Source organism: Neobacillus sp. SAB-20_R2A (assembly GCF_049568635.1).
Taxonomy (GTDB): domain Bacteria; phylum Bacillota; class Bacilli; order Bacillales; family Cytobacillaceae; genus Neobacillus; species Neobacillus citreus.
The window spans coordinates 3,091,855-3,114,494 of the sequence record NZ_CP145895.1 but is presented as its reverse complement, the minus strand read 5'-3'; the positions used below and the strand labels follow the sequence as shown (position 1 = coordinate 3,114,494).

At 39.8% G+C, this 22,640-nt stretch carries 24 protein-coding genes; 18 read left to right on the top strand and 6 right to left on the bottom strand.

The window, feature by feature from the left end:
• Positions 1–4: 4 nt before the first annotated feature.
• The 13 genes from ortB to dat all read left to right on the top strand — a co-directional run bounded on the left by ortB (position 5) and on the right by dat (position 13,101).
• Complete coding sequence (gene ortB, locus V5M37_RS15175) at positions 5–1,420, top strand: 2-amino-4-oxopentanoate thiolase subunit OrtB (RefSeq protein ID WP_423798019.1); 1,416 nt, start codon at positions 5–7, stop codon at positions 1,418–1,420.
• A gap of 25 nt (positions 1,421–1,445) precedes the next feature.
• Complete coding sequence (locus V5M37_RS15170) at positions 1,446–2,777, top strand: aminotransferase class III-fold pyridoxal phosphate-dependent enzyme (RefSeq protein WP_423802627.1); 1,332 nt, start codon at positions 1,446–1,448, stop codon at positions 2,775–2,777.
• A 195-nt stretch (positions 2,778–2,972) separates the two neighbouring features.
• On the top strand, positions 2,973–3,692 hold the full coding sequence (locus V5M37_RS15165; protein ID WP_423798018.1) for a GntR family transcriptional regulator: 720 nt from the start codon (positions 2,973–2,975) through the stop codon (positions 3,690–3,692).
• A 198-nt stretch (positions 3,693–3,890) separates the two neighbouring features.
• A complete protein-coding gene (locus V5M37_RS15160) occupies positions 3,891–4,988 on the top strand; it encodes an ABC transporter substrate-binding protein (RefSeq protein ID WP_423798017.1) in 1,098 nt (365 codons plus the stop codon).
• Positions 4,989–5,002: 14 nt separating this feature from the next.
• A complete protein-coding gene (locus tag V5M37_RS15155; RefSeq protein ID WP_423798016.1) occupies positions 5,003–6,064 on the top strand; it encodes an ABC transporter ATP-binding protein in 1,062 nt (353 codons plus the stop codon).
• A gap of 15 nt (positions 6,065–6,079) precedes the next feature.
• Positions 6,080–7,000, top strand: coding sequence for an ABC transporter permease (locus V5M37_RS15150; RefSeq protein WP_423798015.1), 921 nt, complete (start codon positions 6,080–6,082; stop codon positions 6,998–7,000).
• Complete coding sequence (locus V5M37_RS15145) at positions 6,997–7,800, top strand: ABC transporter permease (protein WP_423798014.1); 804 nt, start codon at positions 6,997–6,999, stop codon at positions 7,798–7,800. Before V5M37_RS15150 ends, V5M37_RS15145 begins: the two co-directional genes overlap by 4 nt.
• A gap of 12 nt (positions 7,801–7,812) precedes the next feature.
• Positions 7,813–8,136 (top strand): (2Fe-2S)-binding protein, encoded by a 324-nt coding sequence (locus V5M37_RS15140; protein ID WP_423798013.1) that lies wholly within the window; start codon positions 7,813–7,815, stop codon positions 8,134–8,136.
• Positions 8,126–9,214: an NAD(P)/FAD-dependent oxidoreductase gene (locus V5M37_RS15135; RefSeq protein WP_423798012.1), complete on the top strand. Its 1,089-nt coding sequence runs from the start codon at positions 8,126–8,128 to the stop codon at positions 9,212–9,214. The genes V5M37_RS15140 and V5M37_RS15135 overlap by 11 nt, the downstream gene beginning before the upstream one ends.
• Positions 9,215–9,239: 25 nt before the next feature.
• On the top strand, positions 9,240–9,578 hold the full coding sequence (locus V5M37_RS15130; RefSeq protein ID WP_423798011.1) for a (2Fe-2S)-binding protein: 339 nt from the start codon (positions 9,240–9,242) through the stop codon (positions 9,576–9,578).
• Positions 9,579–10,664: an NAD(P)/FAD-dependent oxidoreductase gene (locus V5M37_RS15125; RefSeq protein ID WP_423798010.1), complete on the top strand. Its 1,086-nt coding sequence runs from the start codon at positions 9,579–9,581 to the stop codon at positions 10,662–10,664. It abuts the gene before it with no gap.
• A gap of 32 nt (positions 10,665–10,696) precedes the next feature.
• Positions 10,697–11,032, top strand: a complete 336-nt coding sequence (locus V5M37_RS15120) for a DUF1904 family protein (RefSeq protein ID WP_423798009.1) — start codon at positions 10,697–10,699, stop codon at positions 11,030–11,032.
• A 71-nt stretch (positions 11,033–11,103) separates the two neighbouring features.
• Positions 11,104–13,101 carry a D-amino-acid transaminase gene (gene dat / locus V5M37_RS15115; RefSeq protein ID WP_423798008.1) on the top strand — a complete coding sequence of 666 codons (1,998 nt, stop codon included), beginning with the start codon at positions 11,104–11,106 and terminating at the stop codon, positions 13,099–13,101.
• Between the two features lie 250 nt (positions 13,102–13,351).
• On the opposite strand, the gene V5M37_RS15110 is transcribed toward dat, so the two are convergent.
• Positions 13,352–13,816 carry a GNAT family N-acetyltransferase gene (locus V5M37_RS15110; RefSeq protein WP_423798007.1) on the bottom strand — a complete coding sequence of 155 codons (465 nt, stop codon included), beginning with the start codon at positions 13,814–13,816 and terminating at the stop codon, positions 13,352–13,354.
• A 333-nt stretch (positions 13,817–14,149) separates the two neighbouring features.
• Here V5M37_RS15110 and V5M37_RS15105 point away from each other — a divergent pair, with 333 nt between their 5' ends.
• Positions 14,150–15,076: an alpha/beta hydrolase family protein gene (locus tag V5M37_RS15105; RefSeq protein WP_423798006.1), complete on the top strand. Its 927-nt coding sequence runs from the start codon at positions 14,150–14,152 to the stop codon at positions 15,074–15,076.
• 146 nt (positions 15,077–15,222) lie between these two features.
• A complete protein-coding gene (locus V5M37_RS15100) occupies positions 15,223–15,789 on the top strand; it encodes a hypothetical protein (protein WP_423798005.1) in 567 nt (188 codons plus the stop codon).
• Positions 15,790–15,878: 89 nt separating this feature from the next.
• Here the strand turns inward: V5M37_RS15100 and V5M37_RS15095 are convergent, their stop codons facing one another.
• The gene (locus V5M37_RS15095) at positions 15,879–16,058 is read right to left on the bottom strand and encodes a small, acid-soluble spore protein, H family (RefSeq protein ID WP_213146075.1); all 180 of its coding nucleotides are present in this window, start codon (positions 16,056–16,058) and stop codon (positions 15,879–15,881) included.
• 259 nt (positions 16,059–16,317) lie between these two features.
• On the opposite strand from V5M37_RS15095, the gene V5M37_RS15090 reads away from it, so the two are divergent.
• Entirely contained in the window at positions 16,318–17,877 is a 1,560-nt protein-coding gene (locus V5M37_RS15090; RefSeq protein ID WP_423798004.1) for an ATP-binding protein, read from the top strand.
• Between the two features lie 32 nt (positions 17,878–17,909).
• Here V5M37_RS15090 and V5M37_RS15085 read toward each other — a convergent pair whose 3' ends face one another.
• The gene (locus V5M37_RS15085) at positions 17,910–18,674 is read right to left on the bottom strand and encodes a DUF3891 family protein (protein WP_423798003.1); all 765 of its coding nucleotides are present in this window, start codon (positions 18,672–18,674) and stop codon (positions 17,910–17,912) included.
• Positions 18,675–18,802: 128 nt separating this feature from the next.
• Between V5M37_RS15085 and V5M37_RS15080 the strand changes: the two genes are divergently transcribed.
• A complete protein-coding gene (locus tag V5M37_RS15080; RefSeq protein ID WP_423798002.1) occupies positions 18,803–19,528 on the top strand; it encodes a hypothetical protein in 726 nt (241 codons plus the stop codon).
• A gap of 41 nt (positions 19,529–19,569) precedes the next feature.
• On the opposite strand, the gene V5M37_RS15075 is transcribed toward V5M37_RS15080, so the two are convergent.
• Positions 19,570–20,373 (bottom strand): metallophosphoesterase, encoded by an 804-nt coding sequence (locus V5M37_RS15075; RefSeq protein ID WP_423798001.1) that lies wholly within the window; start codon positions 20,371–20,373, stop codon positions 19,570–19,572.
• Positions 20,374–20,499: 126 nt separating this feature from the next.
• Positions 20,500–21,303 (bottom strand): alpha/beta hydrolase, encoded by an 804-nt coding sequence (locus V5M37_RS15070; RefSeq protein WP_423798000.1) that lies wholly within the window; start codon positions 21,301–21,303, stop codon positions 20,500–20,502.
• A gap of 193 nt (positions 21,304–21,496) precedes the next feature.
• Between V5M37_RS15070 and V5M37_RS15065 the strand changes: the two genes are divergently transcribed.
• A complete protein-coding gene (locus V5M37_RS15065; RefSeq protein WP_423797999.1) occupies positions 21,497–21,907 on the top strand; it encodes a hypothetical protein in 411 nt (136 codons plus the stop codon).
• A gap of 152 nt (positions 21,908–22,059) precedes the next feature.
• On the opposite strand, the gene V5M37_RS15060 is transcribed toward V5M37_RS15065, so the two are convergent.
• Entirely contained in the window at positions 22,060–22,365 is a 306-nt protein-coding gene (locus V5M37_RS15060; protein ID WP_423797998.1) for a DUF4257 domain-containing protein, read from the bottom strand.
• Positions 22,366–22,640: the final 275 nt, after the last annotated feature.

Here is a 22,640-nt window from a genome sequence, read left to right as displayed (position 1 = left end):
TCCAATGCTTACCGATGTATCTTTTGAACAAATTATGAACCGGAAAAATGAAATTATGCAACGCTCCTTAAAAATAGATTATGACCAATTTAAACAAGGTTTGGTCGGCTTTGAATATGAAAAAATGATGACCCAACTTGGGTATTCCTTGGAGGACGTTGCTAGGATTCAAAAGGAGAATCAAGTAGGAAATACACCTTTACTTGAATTAAAAAATCTTACTCAGTTAGTCCGGAGAATTTCCCCAAAAGGGAAAGGCGCTACGATCTTAATGAAGGATGAAGCAGCAAACCCATCGGGCAGTTTTAAAGATCGGCGGGCCACTCTAGCTGTTCACGAGGCGAAGAAAAAAGGTTTTTCCGGAGTGATTGCTGCCACAAGTGGAAATTATGGTGCAGCAGTTGCGAGCCAGGCAGCAAAGCAAGGGCTAAAGTGCATAGTGCTTCAGGAAACTTATGATAGTCAAGGGTTGGGGCAGCCTGAAATTTTAGAAAAGGGAAGAAAATGTGAAGCACTTGGGGCGGAGGTGATCCAGTTAACGGTAGGACCGGAGCTGTTCTATACGGCACTATTGTTGCTCGATCAGACACAATACTTTAACGCATCGTTATACTCGCCGTACGCAATAGCAGGGGTTGAAACTTTAGGGTATGAAATTGGACAGCAAGTTAAGGATCAATTTGGTAAAGAACCTGCAGCAGTTTGTGTAACACATGCAGGTGGAGGAAATGTTACAGGTACAGCTCGTGGGTTAAAGAAATTTGGGAATCATCAGACCGAAATCATAGGGGTATCTGTTGATCTTACCGGGTTGCATATGGCTTCTGACAAGGATTTCAACCGAAAATCCTTCACTACCGGCCATACAGGTTTTAGTTTTCCTTTTTCCATTGATCCTGACCGTTCGGATGTCCCGAGGAATGCTGCCCGGCCGTTACGGTATTTAGACAGATTTGTTACTGTGACACAAGGGGAAGTATTCTATGCAACTGAATTATTAGCGAAATTGGAGGGACTTGAAAGGGGTCCGGCTGGAAATACATCCTTGGCTGCGGCTTTGGTCCTTGCCCAACAATATGATGAGAATGAAATCATTGTTGTCCAAGAGTCTGAATACACCGGAGCGGGAAAACATCCGATTGCGCAATTGAACTTTGCCAAAAGGCAGGGCGTAAAGATTATGAGAGGAGACCCAAGAGAGAATATTCCGGGCTCGGTTATTGCGATTCCAGAGCATATTGAACAATTGGATGTGAAAAATGCCGATTTGGATAGAATTCAAATCTCTTATTTAAGAAATGTGTTAAAAGATGTAGACAGTAAGAGCTTGACCGATTCGGATAAGACATTTTTAGCTCAAGAGGTTAATAGGGATATTCAGTATATTGACAACTACCTGAAGACCTTGAATATTGGCTGAAAAGGAGTGGAATTATGTGAACAAAATGAGCAGTACCAAATGGTTAGAACGTGAAACAAACGTCCTTTCACCAGGAATGAGACTTCCATTTTTTCCACTAGTAATTAAAGAAGCAAAAGGTGAAATCATTAGGGACCATGACAACAATGAATGGATTGATTTTTTATCCAGTGCTTGTGTCACAAACACAGGGCATGGGCATCCATTTATTATTGAAAAAATAAAAGCCCAGTTAGACCAATTAGTCCATTATAATCCTGCATATGCCAGCCACGAACAAATTGTTTCTCTTTCGGAAGAGCTAATCCGTATAACGCCAGGATCGTTTCCAAAACAAGTGACGTTTGGATTATCTGGTGGGGATGCCAATGATACTGCCATTAAATTAGCGAGAAGTTATACAAAACGTTCTAAGATTATCGCCTACAGTCGCTCCTATCATGGAAACACATATGGTGCTTTAAGTATTTCGGCTGTCAGTCTCCCGATGAGAAAGAACATGGGCCCATTATTACCAGACGTTTATCATATCCCATTTCCTGATGTCTACCGATCACCAGTTGATCGTGAAGAAGAAAGTAAACGCTGTATCTTGGCCATTGAGCAATTATTTGAAACAGTGTGCCCTCCTGAGGAGGTTGCCGCGATTGTTATTGAACCCATTCAAGGAGATTCAGGCGTTCTAGTTCCACCGCAAAGTTATATAGACGCTTTAAAACAATTAACTGCTAAACATGGAATATTAATAGTGGCGGATGAAGTTCAAACGGGGTTCGGTCGAACGGGAGAATGGTTTGCGAGTTCTCACTTTCAGTTAGAGCCGGATCTAATCGTATTAGGCAAAGCCATCGCATCAGGCATGCCGATAAGTGCAGTGGTAGGCAGGAGCGACATTATGAATTCTGTTGAACCCCCTTCAGGAGCATTTTCACTCGCAGCGAATCCCGTTAGCTGTGTTGCTTCATTGGCAACCATTCAAGTAATTGAGGACGAGGACCTTATCAGCCGTTCAAATCTGCTTGGAGAATATGTTCAGGGGTACTTTGCTAGATTGAAAGAAAAGTTTGAGATGATTGGTGATATTAGAGGAAAAGGATTAATGATTGGCGTTGACCTTGTAGAGCGAAGGAATTCAAAAATTGGAAGCGGTTCAACCGCAGCAAAAGTATGTTGGCGCTGCTGGGAAAAAGGATTATTTTTAACTTTCTTTTCTGGATCGGTATTACGGATTGCTCCGCCCCTAACGATTTCGGAAGCGTCTCTAGAAAAAGGTTTGCGTATTATTGAGGAAGCCATGGAGGATGTGCAGCAAGGCCGCGTTTCGGATGCCGTCCTTGAAAGAGTGAAAGGATGGTAGGGAACTGCCTGCTAACTTATCTAAGCATGTTAAAAAGAGTAATTACTAAATCATTTGTGATGGTTATCAATGGTAAGAAAAAACTATTTTTCAAATAATTCAAAAAATATTGACAGTGGAGGGGAATCTTAGTAAATTATATATTAACAGGAAATATAGTATAAAATTATAATATTATAAATTAGGTGAGATGTTATGAAGCTAGATAAAAACAACCATATACCTCTATATCGTCAAGTGCAAGAAGTATTAGAAGAAAAAATCACATCGAAGCAGTGGGATATTGGATATCAGCTGCCGACTGAACAGGAATTGGCTGATCATTTTGAGGTAAGTACCATTACTGTTAAACGCGCTGTTATGGAGTTGGTGAGCAAAGGATACCTTTACCGGCAAAGCGGGAAGGGTACTTTTGTAGCAGGAACCACCAATGAATTGGATATAAATAAATTGTTGTTGACAACTTCGGTTGAAGACCTAGAGTCTCCACATGAATTACTTAGTTTTTCAATGGAAATTATGGAAGATGAAGTGGCAGGCAAATTTGGGTTACAGCCTGGTGCAAAAGTCTTTAAGATTCAGCGTTTAAAAATGGAAAATGATATCCCAGTTAATCTGGAGTATTCCTATCTGCCTTTTGATAAATGTCCTGATCTGTCGCCTAATGACATAAATAATGAGCTGATCTACAACATTTTAAAGAAAAAATTTAAGATTCCATTAGGAAGGGCTCGGATGTTTGTTAAGCCGTATATTGCTACCAGCGAAATGGCCGAAAAACTTCAAATTGAATCGGGTACACCCGTATTTGAGTGGGAGAAGTTTACTTATACCAAGCAGGGAGAGGTAATTGAATATTCAAAGTTTTATGTGCGCCAGGACAAAGTTACCTATTATACAGAAATTAATTTTTAGTCGGTAGTCCATTTTTAGATAGTAATAAAATATAATATTATAATCAAAAAGATTATAATATTATATTTTTACCATTACTTATCTGAAAATTTTAAATATTACTCCAATTAAAAACCAAACAATCAAATTGAAGGAGGAAAGAGGCAGTTCCTTAGGTTTTGTCCACATTAAAATTATTTTTTTTGAGGAGGAGTAAGTATGAAAAAAAGAAAAGCGTCTTTAATCCTATTCATTTGTCTAGTACTTGGAATCATGACAGCGTGCAGCAGCAAGAGCAGCCAGACGGGAAATTCTTCATCCGAAAAATCGGGGGGCGAAGGCGAAAAAACACTAGTATTGGCGGCATATGGTGGAAGCTATGAAAAAGGGCTAAAAGAAAAAGTGATTCCCAAGTTCGAAAAGGAGTTTGGAGTAAAGGTAACCTATATTACCGGAAGCTCTGTTGATACCTTGTCGAAGCTTCAGGCTCAAAAGGATAAGCCGCAAATAGATGTTGCTTTCTTGGATGATGGTCCGCAAGCGCAGGCTAAAGCTTTTGGATTACTTGCTCCACTAGATGAAAGCGTTGTCACCAACCTGAAGGATGTATACGATATCGCTAAAGATAAGGACAATATTGGAGTTGGTACGGGGATAGTAGCGACGGGCTTGGCCTATAACAAAGATACATTTAAACAAAATAAATGGGAACCGCTTAAATCATGGAATGACCTAGCCGATCCGAAATTTAAAGGTAAATTAGTTTTACCATCCATGGCCACAACGTACGGAGTGCATATGCTTCTTATGGTTGCTGCTTCAAACGGTGGAAGTGATCGAGATATTGAACCAGGATTTGAGAAAATGAAGGAAATTGCTAAAAACGCAGTAACATTTGATAAAACGGCTGATATGTCTAACTTTTTCCTTCAGGGTCAAGCTGTTGCAACCTCTTGGGCTAATGGCCGGACGAATATTTTAAAAGACACCGGATTCCCAATCGAGTTTGTAACTCCTGAGGAAGGTGCACCTGCTTTACTTGTAACCACTAATGTTATAAAAGGTGCACCTCATCCAGAGCTTGCTCAAAAATTTCTTAATTTTATATTAGAGGAAGAAGTACAGGTGGAAATGGCACACGCAACATTTTCTGGGCCAGTTACGAAAAGCACGAAGCTTGAAGGAGATATAGCGAAAAAAGTCATTTACGGTGAAGAGCAAATTAATAAGCTTGTAAAAGTGGATTGGGAGTATGTCAATACAAAAAGGGCCGAGTGGACAGAACGAGCCAATAAAGAAATAGAAATAGCCCACTAAAAGAGGTGAAAGAAATGAGCTATTTATGCCTTGAAAATGTAGTGAAGACCTTTAATAAAACAGAAGTTGTCAAAAAGATGAACCTTGTAATCAAACAGGGTGAACTTGTTTCCTTTCTGGGGCCATCCGGCTGCGGAAAAACGACAACCCTTAACATGATTGCCGGGTTCCTCGATGTAGACGGAGGCAAAATAGTGGTGGACGGGAAGCCTGTCCACCTGCTTCCCCCGAATAAAAGGGAAATGGGCATGGTTTTTCAAAACTATGCTCTCTTCCCCCATATGACTGTGTTTGAGAATGTCGCCTATGGGCTGAAGCTTCGCAAGGTGAGCAAGGATGAAATTAAATCCCGCGTGGCAGAAGCACTTGAGATGGTTAGACTGACTGGCTATGAAAAGCGATTTCCGAAGGAGCTTTCCGGCGGACAGCAGCAACGTGTGTCCTTAGCCAGAGCACTTGTCATCAAACCGAAAGTGTTATTGCTTGATGAACCGTTGAGCAACTTGGATGCGAAACTGCGTCAAGAAATGCGTGAAGAAATCGTGGACATTCAAAAAAAGGTTGGGATTACGACCATATTTGTTACCCATGATCAGGAAGAGGCACTTGCCATTTCAGACAGAATCGCAGTTATGTATGAAGGAAGAATTGAACAGCTTGATACACCGGTCGAGATTTATAACCACCCTCATACTGATTTTGTTTCCAGGTTTATTGGGGAAGTAAACCAGGTACAGGGGAAGGTTGTCAAACCACTCAGCGAAAAGGAAAGCTTGGTCTCGTTTTATGGCTATGAGCAAATAGTAACAAGGCATTTAGCGGAAAATGGTGTCATTGATTTTTATATTCGCCCTGAAAAAATCCATATCTCGTTAGAACCAAATAATGGCATCAAAGTAAAGGTTGATAGGAAAATGTTCTTGGGTGCAAAAACAAGATATATTTTACAGAACAAGGAAAATAAGCATATCATTGCAGATATTCCAAATACCGTTCTAAATCCCGATCATGTTCAAGAGGGGAAAGATGTAAGTATTCAGTGGAATCCAGAAGATTTATTAGCAACCAAAAAGTGAGGTGACTTTTCTCCGATGCAGGCTGAAACCGCATATCAAGAACAGGAATTGTTATTCAAGCAGAAAAAGAAGAATTTATCGAAGAAGAGGATTGACTATTTGCTTTTATTACTGCCGACCCTTGGTATCTTTATCTTTTTCTTTTTGCTTCCGTTGTTTTTCCTTTTTATCACCGGCTTTAAGACATTTGATGCAACAAGTGGGATTGGAAATGACTGGACCCTCGAGAATTACACAAAATTTTTATCCGATCCATTTTATCTCGGGGTCCTATGGCGAACCGTAAAAATTGCTTTGCTGACTACTTTAGTTGCCATAGTGATTTCGTTTCCGGTTGCCTACCAAATTACGAAAGCTAACAGAAGAATCAAAAATTATTTAACCCTAATCGTTCTGTCACCATTGTTAATCAGTATGGTAATCCGCTGCTACGGATGGGTTATCTTGTTATCCAATAACGGTGTTGTCAACAATGCGTTATTGAAGTTTGGGTGGATCGATAAGCCGATAACGCTGCTGTATACGGAATTTAGCGTGGTAATCGGAATGGTGCACGTCCTGTTTCCATACATGGTGTTAAGTATTATGGGATCACTGGAAAGAATAGACCCATCTGTTATTCGAGCATCACAAAATCTGGGTGCCAGCCCGCTTCGAACATTCTTTTCTATCGTCTTGCCGCTAACGCTGCCTGGAATCTTTGCGGGTTCCGTCATGGTTTTTAGTTTAGCAATCAGTTCTTTCGTCACTCCGGCGATTCTTGGGGGACCGCAGGTAAAAGTAATGTCGTTCCTTACTTATGAACAGGTAGCTGTGATGTTGAATTGGCCTTACGGTTCGGCGATTGGTTTCCTATTAATCTTTATTGCAACGATTACGATTATTATTTATAGCAAACTATTAACTGCGTCCAAAAAAGGAGTGGCCATTCAATGAGGAAGGTATTTCCTAAGTTTGGATTAAATTTCTTTTGTTTGCTCGTTTACATCTTCTTGGCTGCTCCAATCGTAGTTGTTTTATTTTCATCGTTAACTAAAACAGAGTATATCGTTTTTCCTCCCAAAGGGTTGACATTAAGGTGGTATACCGAATTAGTCAATCATCCAGAATTTATGCAGTCGTTTATGCTCAGTATTGGCGTTGCCTTTGGAACGGCGATTATTTCAACAATTATTGGAACGATGTCTTCTATAGCAGTTGTCAGGTATCAGTTCAGAGGAAAAACAGCCATTATGCAGCTGGTCGGATCACCTCTTTTGATTCCAACCGTTGTCTTTGGGGTAGCCCTATTACAGTTTTATTCCTGGATCGGTTTGGCAACAAGCCCGGCAGCGTTAGTAATTGGCCATATTATTTTAACAATCCCGTTTGTCATGCGCTTGGTGGTCGCCAGTTTAGTAGGCTTTGACCGCACGATTGAACAAGCTGCGATGAATCTGGGAGCGGGAAGCATGAGGGTATTTTTTCAAATTACGCTTCCCATCATTAAATCAGGTGTTATTGCTGGGGCGATTTTCGCCTTTATTACCTCCTTTGATGACTTAACCGTGGCCCTATTTATTGTCAGTACCGATGTCGTGACACTGCCTGTCCGGATTTTTACCTACATGCAATACCAGTACGACCCAATCATTACCTCCGTTTCTAGTATCGTGATACTTTTGACAGTCGTGTTAATGGTTGTCATTGAAAGGGTACTAGGGATTGGAAAAGTATTTGAGTCGAAAAATGAATAAGAAGGTGTTTTTGTGCACATTAAACAGCACCCCATCCTAGGGGAACAGCTTCAAAAACAAGTAACCATCTATTTTAATGATGAACCATACACTGCTTATGAACAACAGTCTGTTGCGGCTGCCTTGCTGGCCAATGATATAAAACAATTAGGCGTCAGCCGGAATTTAGTTCAACCACGAGGTATGTTTTGCTCGCGAGGAAGATGCTGCAGCTGTTATATGACGGTCAACGGGGAAGATCATGTGCGGACTTGTATGACCAAGGTGGAAGACGGGATGAAGATATATCCTAATGATGGTGATCCACAAGTTAGGAGTGAACGCCATGGAGACTGATGTTCTTATTATTGGTGCAGGACCAGCAGGGCTTACGGCTGCCGTGGAAACAGCATTAAGAGGGCTGGATGTAACGATTGTGGAAGAATCACTTACAATGGGCGGACAATTAATCCAACAAACCCAGGTCCTCCATTCGTTGCCTGCTGCTTTTGAGCCCATGCGTGGCTTTGAGTTGGCCGAACATTTAAGGAAACAAGTCAAGGACTCCTCCGTTCACTGCTTGTTGGGTCACCGAGTGATTGGCTTTTACAAGGATGGAAGTGTCGGAATATCGGATGAGGCCAATGTGTTCCCTCTGAAGGCAAAAAAGATTATCGTGGCTACTGGTGCAGCTGAAAAGGCTATCGCCTTTCCAAAATGGACGCTCCCGGGAATCATGACAATTGGAGCAGCCCAAACCTTATTGAATCGTGATTTCGTCCTACCCTGTAAACAGGCGGTCATTGTTGGGTCCAGCGACTTTACCATGGATGTTGCCCTTCAGCTTTCTGAGGTTGGAATTCATGTTAAAGCGATTTTGGAAAAAAATTCAACCGTCCTTGCAAGTGACATTGAAAAAGTGGAAAAGGTCCGCAAGAAAGGGATTCCAATTCATGTCAACTCTTCTATTAAAGAAGCAAGGGGAATCGGAAGGGTTGAGGAAATTGATATTAGGCAGGGGGAACAGGTTACGACCGTTCCTGTCGATGCTGTCCTTCTCGATGGCGGCCGTTCTCCTATCCTTGATGTTTTTTACCAGTTGGAGTGTTCTTTTGGATACCAAAAAGAATTAGGAGGCTGGATCCCGCAATACAACCCATTTTTTCAAACAGACCGGGAGGATGTTTTTATCGCAGGAAACGCTGCCGGTGTTAGCTCACAAGGAGTTTTGCTTTTAACAGGAATGATTGCAGGCATTAATGTTTGTCAATCTTTGGGAGTCATACCTAAACAGGAGGCAGATATCGAAACAAGGTCTCTATGGAGAGAAATCGAAATTCTTGAGACAAAGCTTTGTCCGGAGGCTTGGAAAGCTAGAAATGCGCATGTAGAAGACTATGAGCATCCGGTCCTTACAAATCAATTTATCTCTTAATTAGAAATGAATAAGAGACTAGTAGGTGAATAGATTGGATAAAAACACGATTATATGTCGATGCGAAGAAATCAGTTACGAAGAAATCGAGGATGTTATCTCGGTTGGCGCCAGAAGATTTGATGATATAAAAAGACTAACACGCTGCGGCATGGGGCCCTGTCAGTCAAAAATCTGCTGTAGCCTGGTCGCTGAAATTATTTATGAAAAAACAGGTCTTCCTTTTCCTGAGATTCCTTTACCACGGATGAGGATGCCCATTAGCCCCATTAAGATTGATACGCTTACGACCAATAGCACCATATTTTCCTCGGTCAAATCTGTGCTGGACGAGGTGGAGTTAGAGGATGGGAAGGTGAAATAGTTGGAAACCAATTATGAAACGATCATTATCGGCGGAGGAGTCCTCGGAAGCAGTATCGCGTATCACCTTTCTGAACGTATGAAGGATAGAATTCTAGTACTGGATCAGAAATTCCCGTTATCCGGAACATCAGGTTCGACCCAAGCATGGATATGGGTTCATAATAAAACTCCTTCGTGGTATGCCGAGTTTAATATGTTCAGCGCAGAACTTTTTCCGTATTTATCGAAAAAAATTGGCGATGTGGAATATAAACGGACGGGCGGACTTTCTCCATTTTTCAATGAAGCTGATCGCAAAAAAGCCTTGCAGCTTGCTAAAGCCTATAAGGAAATCGGTATTAAAATCAAGGTCTTAACCCGTGAAGAGGCTTTGGAAAAAGAGCCATCACTTAATCCGAATGTTGCAGGTGCAACCTACAGTTCCATCGATGGGAACGTTAATCCATTCCGCCTAGTCGATCGGTATATGAGGGCAGCGAAGAAAAATGGTGTCCAATATTCTACATTTAATAAAGTAACAGAAATCCAAAAGCTCCCTGGTAAATTCATTGTCGTTTCCCAGAAAGGGACGTTTGTCTGTAAAAATCTGATCCTCGCGGGCGGTACTTGGTCGAGAGAATTAGGGAAATTGATTGAAGTCGACATTCCTGTAAATCAGCTGAGAGGGCAAATTCTCGTTACAGAACCATTAAAACCTTTCTTAAATTATACGATTAGTGGGGTAAGACAGACGTTTAATGGCGAAGTATTAATCGGTTATTCAATGGAAAAGGAAGGGTTCAACCGGGCAACTACATTAGATCTCATTCAAGAAACGGCTAACATGGCCGTTCATTATATACCTGGGTTAAGAAATGCCAAAGTCGTTCGTGCCTTTTCCGGTATTCGAGCGATGCCGGAGGACGGTCTTCCGATTCTGGGGGAAATTCCAGGTGTTGATCATCTTTATGTGGCAGCTACTCATAGTGGAATGACCCTATCGCCGCTAATTGGAACGCTGATGACCGAATTAATAGTGGAGGGGGAAACATCAATCCCGATTGACCGCTATTCCATCAGCCGGTTTGATTCACTAGTAAAATAGTATTTTGAACGTAAAGCTAAGGAGGATTTATCATGCCGCATTTAATTATTAGAGGTGTTTCGGTTGAGCAGGTAAAAACAATCAGTACCACACTAGTACAAGAATTGGCGGATTTATGTGCCTGTGGAACGGACAATTTCACCTTGGAACTTGTCCATTCTACTTATGTATTTGATGGCAATGAAGTACCTGGATATCCATTGATCGAAGTAAAGTGGTTTGAACGCGGGCAGGAAATTCAAAACCAATTTGCCAGCATTGTATCCAAACAAATTCAAGCACTCGGGATTCCAGAAGCTGAGGTTGCTTTTAGTACATTTTTGGAATCTGCGTATTATTTGAATGGCAAGAGTTTTGCCTCTTCTTAACTTTTAAAAATTATAAAGTTATAACATAATAATTTTTGAATGGTATTGAATTATCAAAGGAGCGGTTTAAGGTGAACTATGTTCTTGAAAATGATCAGATTGTTCCGAAAGAACATGTTAAGACAGATTTTTTAGATCGAGCCTATGTATTTGGCGACGGCGTTTATGAAGTTATTGGAGTTTATAATGGAGTGCCTTTTAAACTGGATCGACATTTAGCAAGACTGCAGGACAGCGCTGACCAAATACAACTAACCCTTCCATATAATATAGGGGTATTAAAGGAAAAATTGTTGCAACTTCAGGAAAAGAATCATTTAGTTACTGGCTTTATTTATTTACAAATTAGCCGAGGTGTTGCGCCAAGAACGCATCATTTTCCAAAACCAGAGGTACTGCCTAAACTAATTGCGCATGTAACGGAAACTACGAGACTGCCGGAAGACTTTTATACTAATGGGGTAAAAACAATGCTTGTAGAAGACGTTAGGTGGCTTAGATGTAATATAAAGAGTTTAAATTTGTTACCTAATATTTTAGCAAAAGAAACTGCCGTTAAAAATAATTGTTTTGAGGCAATCCTGCACAGGGGAGAAACAATTACGGAAGGCAGTTCATCCAATGTATTTGTCGTAAAGGATAATAAACTTTACACACATCCGGCCAAAGACTTTATATTGAATGGGATTACTAGATCAACAGTATTAGAGATTTGCAAAAAAAATGATATGGAAGTAGTTGAAACGACTTTTAATAAGGAATTTTTATTAAACGCGGATGAAGCATTTCTTACAGTAACATTTTTAGGCATCATACCAATTCGTCAAGTAGACGAGAAAACGATTGAAATAGGTGGAATTACGAAGAAAATCCAAAGTGAATTAGAAAAACTTACGCATAAAAGCGGGGTTGGCTCAAAGGGAGTGATCCAAATGAAAGTTATTGTAATCGGAACTGGAATTGTAGGTGCAAGCGCCGCCTATCACATGGTCAAAAATAATCTGGAAGTCATCATGATTGATAAAAAACAAGAAGGGAAGGCAACAACTGCAGGGGCTGGGATTGTCTGTCCCTGGATTAGAGACATTGAAAGTGAGACTTGGTATCACCTTGCCAGGAAAGCTTATGCTTCCTATCCTGATTTAATTTCTGCCTTGCAAAAAGACGGAGAAGATGAAGTCGGCTACAAAAAAGTAGGGGCCATGCGTGTCTCGACGGACCCCGGGAAAATGGATGAGGTTGAAAAAAGATTAAAAAATAATCGGGAGCATACACCTGAGATCGGAGATATTCTTCGTTTAAATGGAGCGCAGGCACGGGAGGTATTTCCAGCACTAAACGAAAATTTGGAGGCTGTGTATGTATCTGGAGGGGCAAGAGTAGATGGTGCCTTGCTACGTGATGCTCTAATTAGGGCTGCTGTGCGTAACGGGGCTGAGTTTGTAGAAGGTGAAGCAGAATTAATCTATGAAAACAGGAAAGTAATTGGTGTTACTGTTGGAAAAGAAACTATTTTTGCTGATAAAGTCCTAATAACTTCAGGGGCATGGGCTCCAGAATTATTGGAGCCGTTTGGTATTCATTTAAATGTCAATCCACAGCGCGGACAAATCGCTCATATAAGATTACATGAACAGGATACTTCTAATTGGCCAATTATTATACCGGAGTCAGGCCATTATTTGGTCCCATTTGATGATGGCAGAATAGTAGCAGGGGCAACAAGAGAAACCGGATCAGACTTTGATTATCGATTGACTGCCGGTGGGGTGAATGAGGTACTTACAGAAGCTCTGACGGTTGCGCCTGGTTTAGAAGATGGAACATTGGAAGAGGTTCGGATCGGATTTCGACCAATGGGACCAGATTTATTACCGATTGTAGGAGCCGTAGATACACTCGAAGGAGTGGTACTTGCTACTGGCTTAGGGAAATCCGGGCTTACATTTGGGCCATATGTTGGACTTTTGGCAGCTGCAATGATTCAGGATGAAGAGATTGAACTGGATCTTACACCATATCGAACCAGCCGTGCTATTGAGTTGAAAAAGAATGTCCAAGAAATATGAAATAGGGAGCTTAGTTTATGAAATTATTAAACTTTAATATAAATGGCGAACTTAAATTAGGTGTAAAAACTGAATTGGGAATTCTTGATATATTTCGAAGTATAATTGGTACATTAAAGAATGTCTTGGAATAATACTTAATAAATAGCTAAATTTTAAAGACTAGTTAGAAGTAACATAGGATAGAAAACCAACAACAAATAGAAAAAAATCAATGCCATCAGGCCAAAGTTGGCATTGATTTTTTTCACTATGATGAATGAGAACCGTCCCCATGCATCAAATATTCTAACAATATTTCCCCATGTTCCCTACGCCCAGTATCTTGAAAACCAAATGCTTGGTAAAATCGATTGGCGTGTGTATTTTCTTCTTTTACGCCAAGGATGATGGAGTCGCTGCAGTCATCGAGCTTTGCCAGAAAGGTGATGGCTTGCGACAAAGCTGCTCGGCCATAGCCCTTTCCTTGGAAGGACTGGTCAATCATAAAGCGAATAATCCAATAGGTTCCATCCTCCGGGTCCTTGCCGTACATCAGAAATCCTATCATTCTATCATCTAAGTAAATTCCCATCGGAACAAAGGATTGCTCAAATTTAGACTCTGCCAATGAATATAAGTTTGAGGCAATAAAAGTCTGCTGATGGGGGGTAACCTGCAATTGAATGGAATCCTCCCAATTTTCGTTAGTTATTGGTCTCAATGAAATAGACATGTGTTTTTTATTCTCCTTTTAGTTTAAAAAATAAATTCCCAAATCTTTTAGGAAAATTATAAATTATTAGGGAAATATTGTATATATTCTTTATATAAGCACACCTTTGAGAAATGGATATAAAAAAGTACATATAAAGGAACTTGACAGCAAATCACAACTCAAGTTCGAATATCGCGCATGCCGTACTAGTCATTGTTTATTTCATCTAACAATCTAACAAATTCTTATTTTTATGGTAAAATAATCCTGTATAAAACAATAGGCTAAAAATACTACCTTATAAAACAAACGCCAGGTTAATAATTGAGATAAATAGTGGAGGGACATAAAATGGTTGAAGAAAAAATAGTGGTTGGTGAAGGAACAAAGTACCCGCTTAATGGGATCTTGAGCATTCCTGAGGAGAGAAATGGTACCATTCCTGCAGCTATCTTGGTTCACGGTTCCGGGCCAAGTAATATGGACGGCAAAGTAGGAAATAATTTTATTTTTAAAGAATTTGCTGAAGGTTTGTCAGAAAGAGGAATCGCTGTCATTCGCTATGATAAGAGAACCTTCGTATACGGTAAAGAGATGAAAAACGATACTGGATTGTCTGTTAAAGAAGAAACCATTGAAGATGCCATCCTTGCCGCAGACTTGTTACGAAACGATCCACGGATTGATCCTAACAAAATTTTTATTATCGGACATAGTATGGGCGGAATGTTAGCTCCAAGAATAGACGCGGAAGGCGGAAATTTTGCCGGAATTATCATTATGGCTGGTTCACCACGAAAATTAGAGGAAATCATGATGACGCAAAATGACCTCGCATTAAAGTCGTTGAACAGGGTTATAAGATTCATTGCAAAGAAGCAGGTAGCTGCCTTATCATCCAAGTTAGATAACATTTACAACCTAACAGATGAGGAGGCAAAATCAACCCCCGTTTTAGGCAAACACGTTAAAGCTTACTACCTTAAAGAAATGGGTGAACACCCATCAATTCATTATCTGAAGGATTTAGATAAACCGATTTTAATTATGCAAGGAGAAAAAGATGTTCAATCAACCGTAGAAGATGATTTTGAAGCTTACAAAAAGCAATTGGGTCAACAGCCTAATGTAACTTTCAAATTATATCCAAACCTAAATCACCTTTTTATGCCAGCCATCTATGGGAATATCCTAAAAGTCCAAAAAGAGTACAAGGTTGCCCAGAAAGTAGAAAGCCAAGTTTTCAAAGATATCGCCGATTGGATCCATTCACTTTGAGGCATGGGAACGGTTCTCATGCATCATTTTAAGGTCCTTTAAGGGAGTCTGCCGAATATCAGACCGACATGTTGCTGCATGTACGGTCTTTTGGTTTATATGGTAAAATATTGAAGGTTGAAAGTCGGGTTTATCGGAGGGGGATTATGTATTTTTCAAACGACGAGCTTAAAAGAATCATTGAAACAAAACCAGTAGGTGATTTCTATCCTTTTAACCTCAAAGAATACGATGATGCTGCTGCGGACGAATATATCTCAAAAGTTGTTGGATCGTTGTCAGCTATAAAAAATCTTGCTTATGAAACTGAATTTGACAGCTATGGAAGCGGATATGCTTCCTATGTAGAGGTTTTTTGCTATAAAAAGGATGGAAGCTCTTCCGAAGAACGAGATGGTGTATTGGGGATTGATGGAATTAGAATTTACATTTGCCGCTTTACTCCAGTTGCTGTGATTGGGAAGGGGAGAGTTACCAAACACGACAAGGGAGGAAGCAGTGATTTCCTGCCAAGTCAAAATGTTGATGTATTACCATCAGGCGACTGGGAAGAGATGGCAGCAGGAATTAGGGAAGTATTACGCAGGTATCATTTCAAGGTTCTAGACAGTAATTATGTTAGCCAACCACTGCCATTTGAATCGGATATCCCTACGCTCTTGGGCGACCAACCGTATAAAATTTTCGATGCTTTATTTTACTGGGAAGATTAAATAATATTAGTTTAATTTGAGCGCCAATTTGAACCCATCGAAAAAGGCTGTATCGCCATTACGATTCAGCCTTTCACTTAACAGTCCTTTTATTTTTCCGCCAAACCATCAATTGAAACAAGCCGCTTTTCATCATGTGTCCCTCTTTGAGTGACTAACGCCATACTCGAAGTGTCTTCAATGCTTTCAATCCAAACTGGAATACCGTGGTACTGAACCGCTATTTCATTTTCTGCTGCCAATATTTCCTTGACTCTATTTAGATCCATTTCCATCACCTCCATGTTATTTTTCCAAAAAGTCATAACATTATAAGAAAATAAACCAAGCACAAATTAAAAAAGCAATGCCATCACCCCAAAGTGGGGGATGACACATGGGGACGGTTCTTTTGCCTCATTTTCTAGCGAAAATGAAGCATGAGAACCGTCCCTTTGCATCACTCGTCGAATTTTTTTCGAAAAAGAGGAATTTAGTAAAATCTTGTCTAATATTAGGTAGTAATATTACTTTTTTATGAGGGATTAGATGAGCAAACATTACGAGTATATTGGTTCAAAGATAAAAGAATTGAGTGGGGATATTTTTCAAAGAATCGAGTCACCAATTGGACAAGATAAATTCTTCAACCCCATATTTGAGGAATTGGATTTTCTTAGGCAATCAGCGGATAACCTATTTATTCATATAGGGGAGTTTTTAATTAGCCAGACTGAAGAACATAAAATAAATTTAGTCAAATTTGTGGAAGTCTTTGGTCTTCAATTAATAAAATCTAAAGCTTCTTTGGATCAATCGATCCATTTCTTGTACTTAACTCGTTGTTCAATTATCGATTTGCTAGAACAAGAATTACTTCAAGAGAGGATTCCGGTAAAAAACTACTTTGAAGTGATGAAAATAACTGAATATTTATACCAGCTAATTTCCAAAACCCTTTTGAATATTTACTCTGAGGAGATGTCAGTCATTAAAATAGCCTTGGATGAGTCGAAAGAGGATTTAAAAATGACACTTCGAGAGCATGCAGATTTAGAGCGAGCCTTAAACGAAGCGACCATATTTGCTATATCCGACCAAGAAGATAAAATCTTATACGCAAATAATAAATTTTGTAATTTATATCAATATACTAAAGAAGAACTAATAGGGAAAACACACGATATATTCTCTTCTAACTTTCATCCACCAGATTTCTTCAATGAAATATGGGAGACCATTCAAAGCGGCAAGGTATGGAAGGGCGAAATTCTTAATCAAGCGAAGGATGGGACAAAATATTGGCTAGATACTACGATCATTCCATTTGTTGATTCAAATGGAGAGCGTTATAAACATATCTCCATTCAATATGATATTACTGAAAAAAGGAATTCAGAAGAAACGTTACGCAATACCGAGAAACTTTCGGCGATTGGAGAATTGGCCGCTGGCATAGCCCACGAAATTCGAAACCCGTTAACAACCATAAGGGGATTTGTACAACTGATGAATCAAAGTGGGATGAAACCATACTATGCAGACACAATTCTTGATGAAATTGACCGTATTAATTTCATTGTTAGTGAATTGATGATTTTTGCTAGGCCGCACCAGGTTCAATATAATGAATGTAATATTAATAGTATTTTAACCAGTGTGATTAAATTTCTTGAGCCGGAGGCAAACCTTAAAAATGTGGAGATTGAATACGAACTTCCCATAGAGGATGTCATCATTTCTGGCGAAAGAAATCAATTAAAACAAGTGTTTTTAAATTTACTAAAGAATTCTATCGAAGCTATGCCTTCTGGAGGTAAGATATATATTTTGCTTGAAAGGACATCGCAAAATATAGTGATCACCATAAAGGATGAAGGTATAGGAATGGAGACAGAACAGATTAAAAAACTCGGAGAGCCTTTCTTTACGACAAAGCAAGATGGGAATGGCTTAGGGCTGATGGTGAGCTATAAGATCATCCAAAACCATAAGGGATCCATTCATGTGAATAGCAACTTGAATCAAGGCACCACTTTTACTATTTCATTTGAAAGTCCTCAAAAAAACAAAATGAAACATGGGGACGGTTCTTTTGCCTCATTTTAGAGCAAATGAGGCATGAGAACCGTCCCCATGCATCAGAATGTGACTTTTCTAATGGTTTCCGGTGTTTCTGCATAAGCTTTCAGTAAACCGTTTAAGATTATTTCTTCTTTTTTAACTTCTTTAAAAGGTAAATAAACCTGTAATTGCTTGGAGAGGGGAGAATGTGAAAGTTCAACTGTTTCCAGATCAGTCCAGTGTGCGTGGATGGGCTGGTCATTTGCAAATGGAAACGCTTCTGGAAATCCATTTCGGAAAAAGGGGTGCTCATCTGCTTTTTCTACCCCAGGTTTGTTCAGGCAGATATAGAGGGAGAGGTTATCACAAAACTTAAGAATCTTGAGGTGATACATGAACAGGTTTTCCATGTCAATATTTCCCTTGACTCCCAAATCTTTAAACAGGTACTGGAGCCTCTTTCTTTCATCGGCAACAAATTCCTTAGCAAGAGGATCTACCTCTTTCTGCAGAAATGAAATAAAATGCAAACTGCAAAGAAGGCTGGCATACTTGCTCATACATTCTACTTCGTCAATTCCTTTTTTATAAATAACAGTCTTAAGCTTCATTGGGTGATCAATAAATGAGTATGGTTTGTCTTTTTCGTTATTCCATAAAGGCCATTCATCAGCTTCAATCCAGCCACGATCGTGTTCACTAATCGCTAGAACCACATCATCTTTCAAATCCATTCCGTAAAAATAATCATTTTTCCAAGACTGTGCAAATATGCCTGATATCCTGGCATGGTCATCCTGTTTTATCATAATAAAGCTATCTTCCTGCTCATAAATAATCATTTTCCCTCACTCCTTTCTAGAAATGCTCTTTCTTAATAAATATTTATGGGATTAGGAGAAATGCATAATTTTGTTAACGATTCGGCTATATGTTTTTATATATTTCCATGCAATAGGGGGAAGTCATCATGCCAAACTTATCAGAGTTTCGACCAAGCTCAGCTGGATTTAAATTCGGAAACAGCTTTCCAAATGTTCCGATAAAAAAATTTGATATTTTGGATAGGCAGATTTCAATTGGTAATGCATCTTACGGCCTTTGTGGCGGAATGGTTTTTGCCGTCATGGACTACTTTGAAGCAAACATCCCACTCCCGTCAAATCAGGCAGCCCCTTCCGCTGGTCCGTTATTTGACTTTATCGTTAACCGGCAGATTAATAGTTTAAATTTGCCCTTAGGTTTTATTAAATATTTGTATTTGATGAATCCTGTACTACCGGACGATGAAACAATGGCTAGTAAAATAGGGGCTGCACCGCACGGAAGGTCCTGGAGAATGATAATAAAGGAATGGCCGCGAATTAAAAATGATCTTGATCATGGAAAGCTATCGCCGCTTGGTTTAGTAAGAGTAAAATCCCTCAATCCTTTTCAGTTTGGAAAAAATCATCAAGTTCTTGCATACGGATATCACTTGAATAAGAACGATCTGTCCATTAATATATATGATCCTAATTACCCAAACGATGATCATGTCACGATCTCCTTAAATATTGGAAAGCCCGCGTCCGCAATAACCGTTGTGCATTCAAAATCTTCAGGGCCTATTTATAGTTTCTTTAGGACAGATTACAAATTTAAAAGGCCAGTGGATGCGTCCGAATCGATCAATAAAATAAGCCGTTTTTTCTAGCTATTAAGAAAAAACGGCTTTTTCTAGTCAACTGGGGTAATTCAAATCTCAATAACTTTAATCGTAGAAAAAATCTCTTCTTCCACTGTTTGGTGATGCCATTCATGTGGAAAGTATCCTAATGGGTTGCAGATGATTTCAATTCCGTTATAGTGCTCATGGTATCTGGTATGGATATGACCGAAAATATACTTTTTTACGCCATACTTCAATGCCAATTCTCCAAAACGTTCGCTGCCCATCATGGCATTGAAAAAGTCCCAAGATGGATCGCCCTTTACTTGTAAATATTTTTTAAAGGGAACGACATGTGTAACCATGATGATATTTTTACCGTGATACTCCTTTAACCAGTTCTCGAGCTTTTCAACGTAACGGTCCGTTTCTTCGCCATCCGAACCCGGCCAATGGGCATATTGCTTATCCGGCCAGGTAAAGTCGTTGAACGTGCCGATCCTAAATTGTTCTTCCGTGTACCCTTCGATTTGAAAACTATAATCATACCAACCGCCATCACCAATTACGACCCAGTCCTCATTTAATTCAACCGGGCCATTTCCAAGATTCCCGGAGAATTGAAGCAATTTTTCATTAGCGACCTTAGAATCTTCATCATAGACATCATGGTTGCCGTGCACAAATAAGAATTTAGTCTTCGGAAAATCATTTTGCAGCTTATTCAAAAGAGCAAGGCTTTTATCCGGACCCGCTGTCATATCACCGCTGATCATAAACACATCGGGGTGATTGGTTTCCATCCATTTATTCAGAACAGCCATTATTTCGCTCTGAGTCCGTTTTCGATTCAAGCCTTCATGAATATCTGATAAAATCGCGATTTTCATCCACAGTCCTCCCTGTAAAAATAGTCCTCCATACAATTTCTTTAAATCCAATCCAATTTCCTTTATTAAAGCAAAAAAGTGCCGGGCACCACCCATTTTAGAGTAGTGCTCGGCACTTTTTAAAAATCACCACCATATCTGCGGTGCTTTCGTTTCCTGGAGAGGGGGTATTGTTTGTTCAACATTTTCCCAATTTAATTGGTCCAAAAATTGAAAAACATCTTCCTCGACGCGATTCCGTTCATCATCGAGTGTAATAATATGGCCAGAATTCTCATACCACTTGATTTCTTTTTTTGCAGATTGAATCCCGTTGTATATGATTTGCGGGCTTTCCAAATCAATTACCTCATCATGCCTGCTTTGAACAATGCAGGTAGGTACTGTTATTTTATGCAGCTGAGAGGAAACATCCGACACTAGCCTCACTAACCCTTCGACCGCCGGCATACTGTTATCCTGAAATGCACTTAAATCTTTTGTGATTTCTTCTTCCGTTTTTCCTTCTAACTCCTTGTACTGTTTGGCATAGGCACGTACCATATTTGGCAGCGTTTCTTTATTTTTAAACCCCATCGGTGCACACATTGGGACAACTCCTACCAGTGGGTACTCAGTTGCCAGCTTTAAGGAAAAAACTCCCCCAAGTGATATACCCGCTGCTGCGATTTTTTCGTAGCCTTTATTTTTTAACAGCTGATAGCCCTCCAATACACTTTTCCACCAATCTTCCGGCGTGGAGTTCATAAGCTCTTCAGGCGGGGCGCTGCCATGTCCTTTATATAGGGGCGCATGGGAGGAGTAGCCTTTCTCTTCTAAAAAGCGGCCTAACATACGTACATCTGCTGTGTTGCCGGTAAAACCATGAAGAAGCAAAACAGCGCGGTCGCCGCTTTCAAAAGTAAACGGTTCGGGTGCTTTTAATTGCATGTCCAAACTCCTTTAACAGATATTTATGTTTTAGTTTTTATCATCCTTGGTCAATTCATTACAAAAATGAATCCGCGGTGGAATTGTTCCTGTTTAATGTGAAAAAGAGTGGCGGATTAGCGAAGGTTCTAAAGACACTCCTATTTCCGTTTTACATAAAATAATGTAATTTGAGAACCGGGGGTCGGTAATCATGAATGATCCAAAACAAATGAACAAAAACAGCAAGAGCAGGAACGATGAAAAAAGTAAAGAGATAAAAAAATTGGAAAAAGAGGTTGCCCTAGGCCTTTGGATTCAAGTAATTGGTCAGCTCATCGAATTAAAAGGTTTAACTGGGCTTTACCATTTGGAGGAAGATTCAAATAAAGTGGGAGAGCAACAAATATTAACGGGTGTATGGATTAGGACTATTGGACAACTTCTGGAGGCGATATCTGTCTCAGGTCAAATAAACGAAACAGACCTCATTAAACTTCTGCAGGAGCAAAAGCTTGCCATAACAGGGGATATGCTTGTTTCAATTGGCTCCGCCTATGAAGTTATCGGAGGAATTAATGTGCTTGAAGAGGAGTCCATTAAGCCTACAATTATTGTTCCATAGAAACAAGGCATGGGGACGGTTCTATTGGCACCTTTTTACTGTTGTTGGAGATGGTTTACAAAAAGGTAGGATATTAGAAGTTGATTGAATTGCAAAAAACAGCACCAGTAGTTAAGACTGATGCTGTGCCGTTGAAAGCTATTCTATTGCTGTTATTGATTGTTGGATTTTGCTTTCTCTTCATTGTGCTGTCTGATAATTTTATAACTTGTAAGAGCTGCATCACCTGAAATTCCGGCAATTAGCGAGAAGAAGATATTTTCTATAAAGGAATTAGGAACGGTATAAAAAACGAGAAGAAGCGCAGCAATGGCACCTAGAAGCATTTCCTCAAGAAACCCGAGATAAAGAAATTTTTTTGTTCGGCGCGGCATGACAATTTTGCCATGCTTCCGAACATGTCCAAGAATTCCGACTGTCCCACCAATTACTAAAGAGAAAATAATGTCATCCAACACTTGTTTCTCACTCTCCTTAAGCCTATTTTTTTTGACCTAAGGTAAATCTTGGTGTATTACCATTATACTAAACTTGGAAACACAATAAAATTGGGAAAAATTCCAAATTTTTGGTGAAATGATATGGAACATAGGGACGGTTCTCTTGCCTCATTTTTTACTGAAAATGAGGCAAGAAAACCGTCCTTATGCATCTTACATCTCGTAAATGATGCATGAGAACCGTCCCCATGCATCAACCTATGGAAAGATGAGACTTTAGAAAGAGGGGAAAT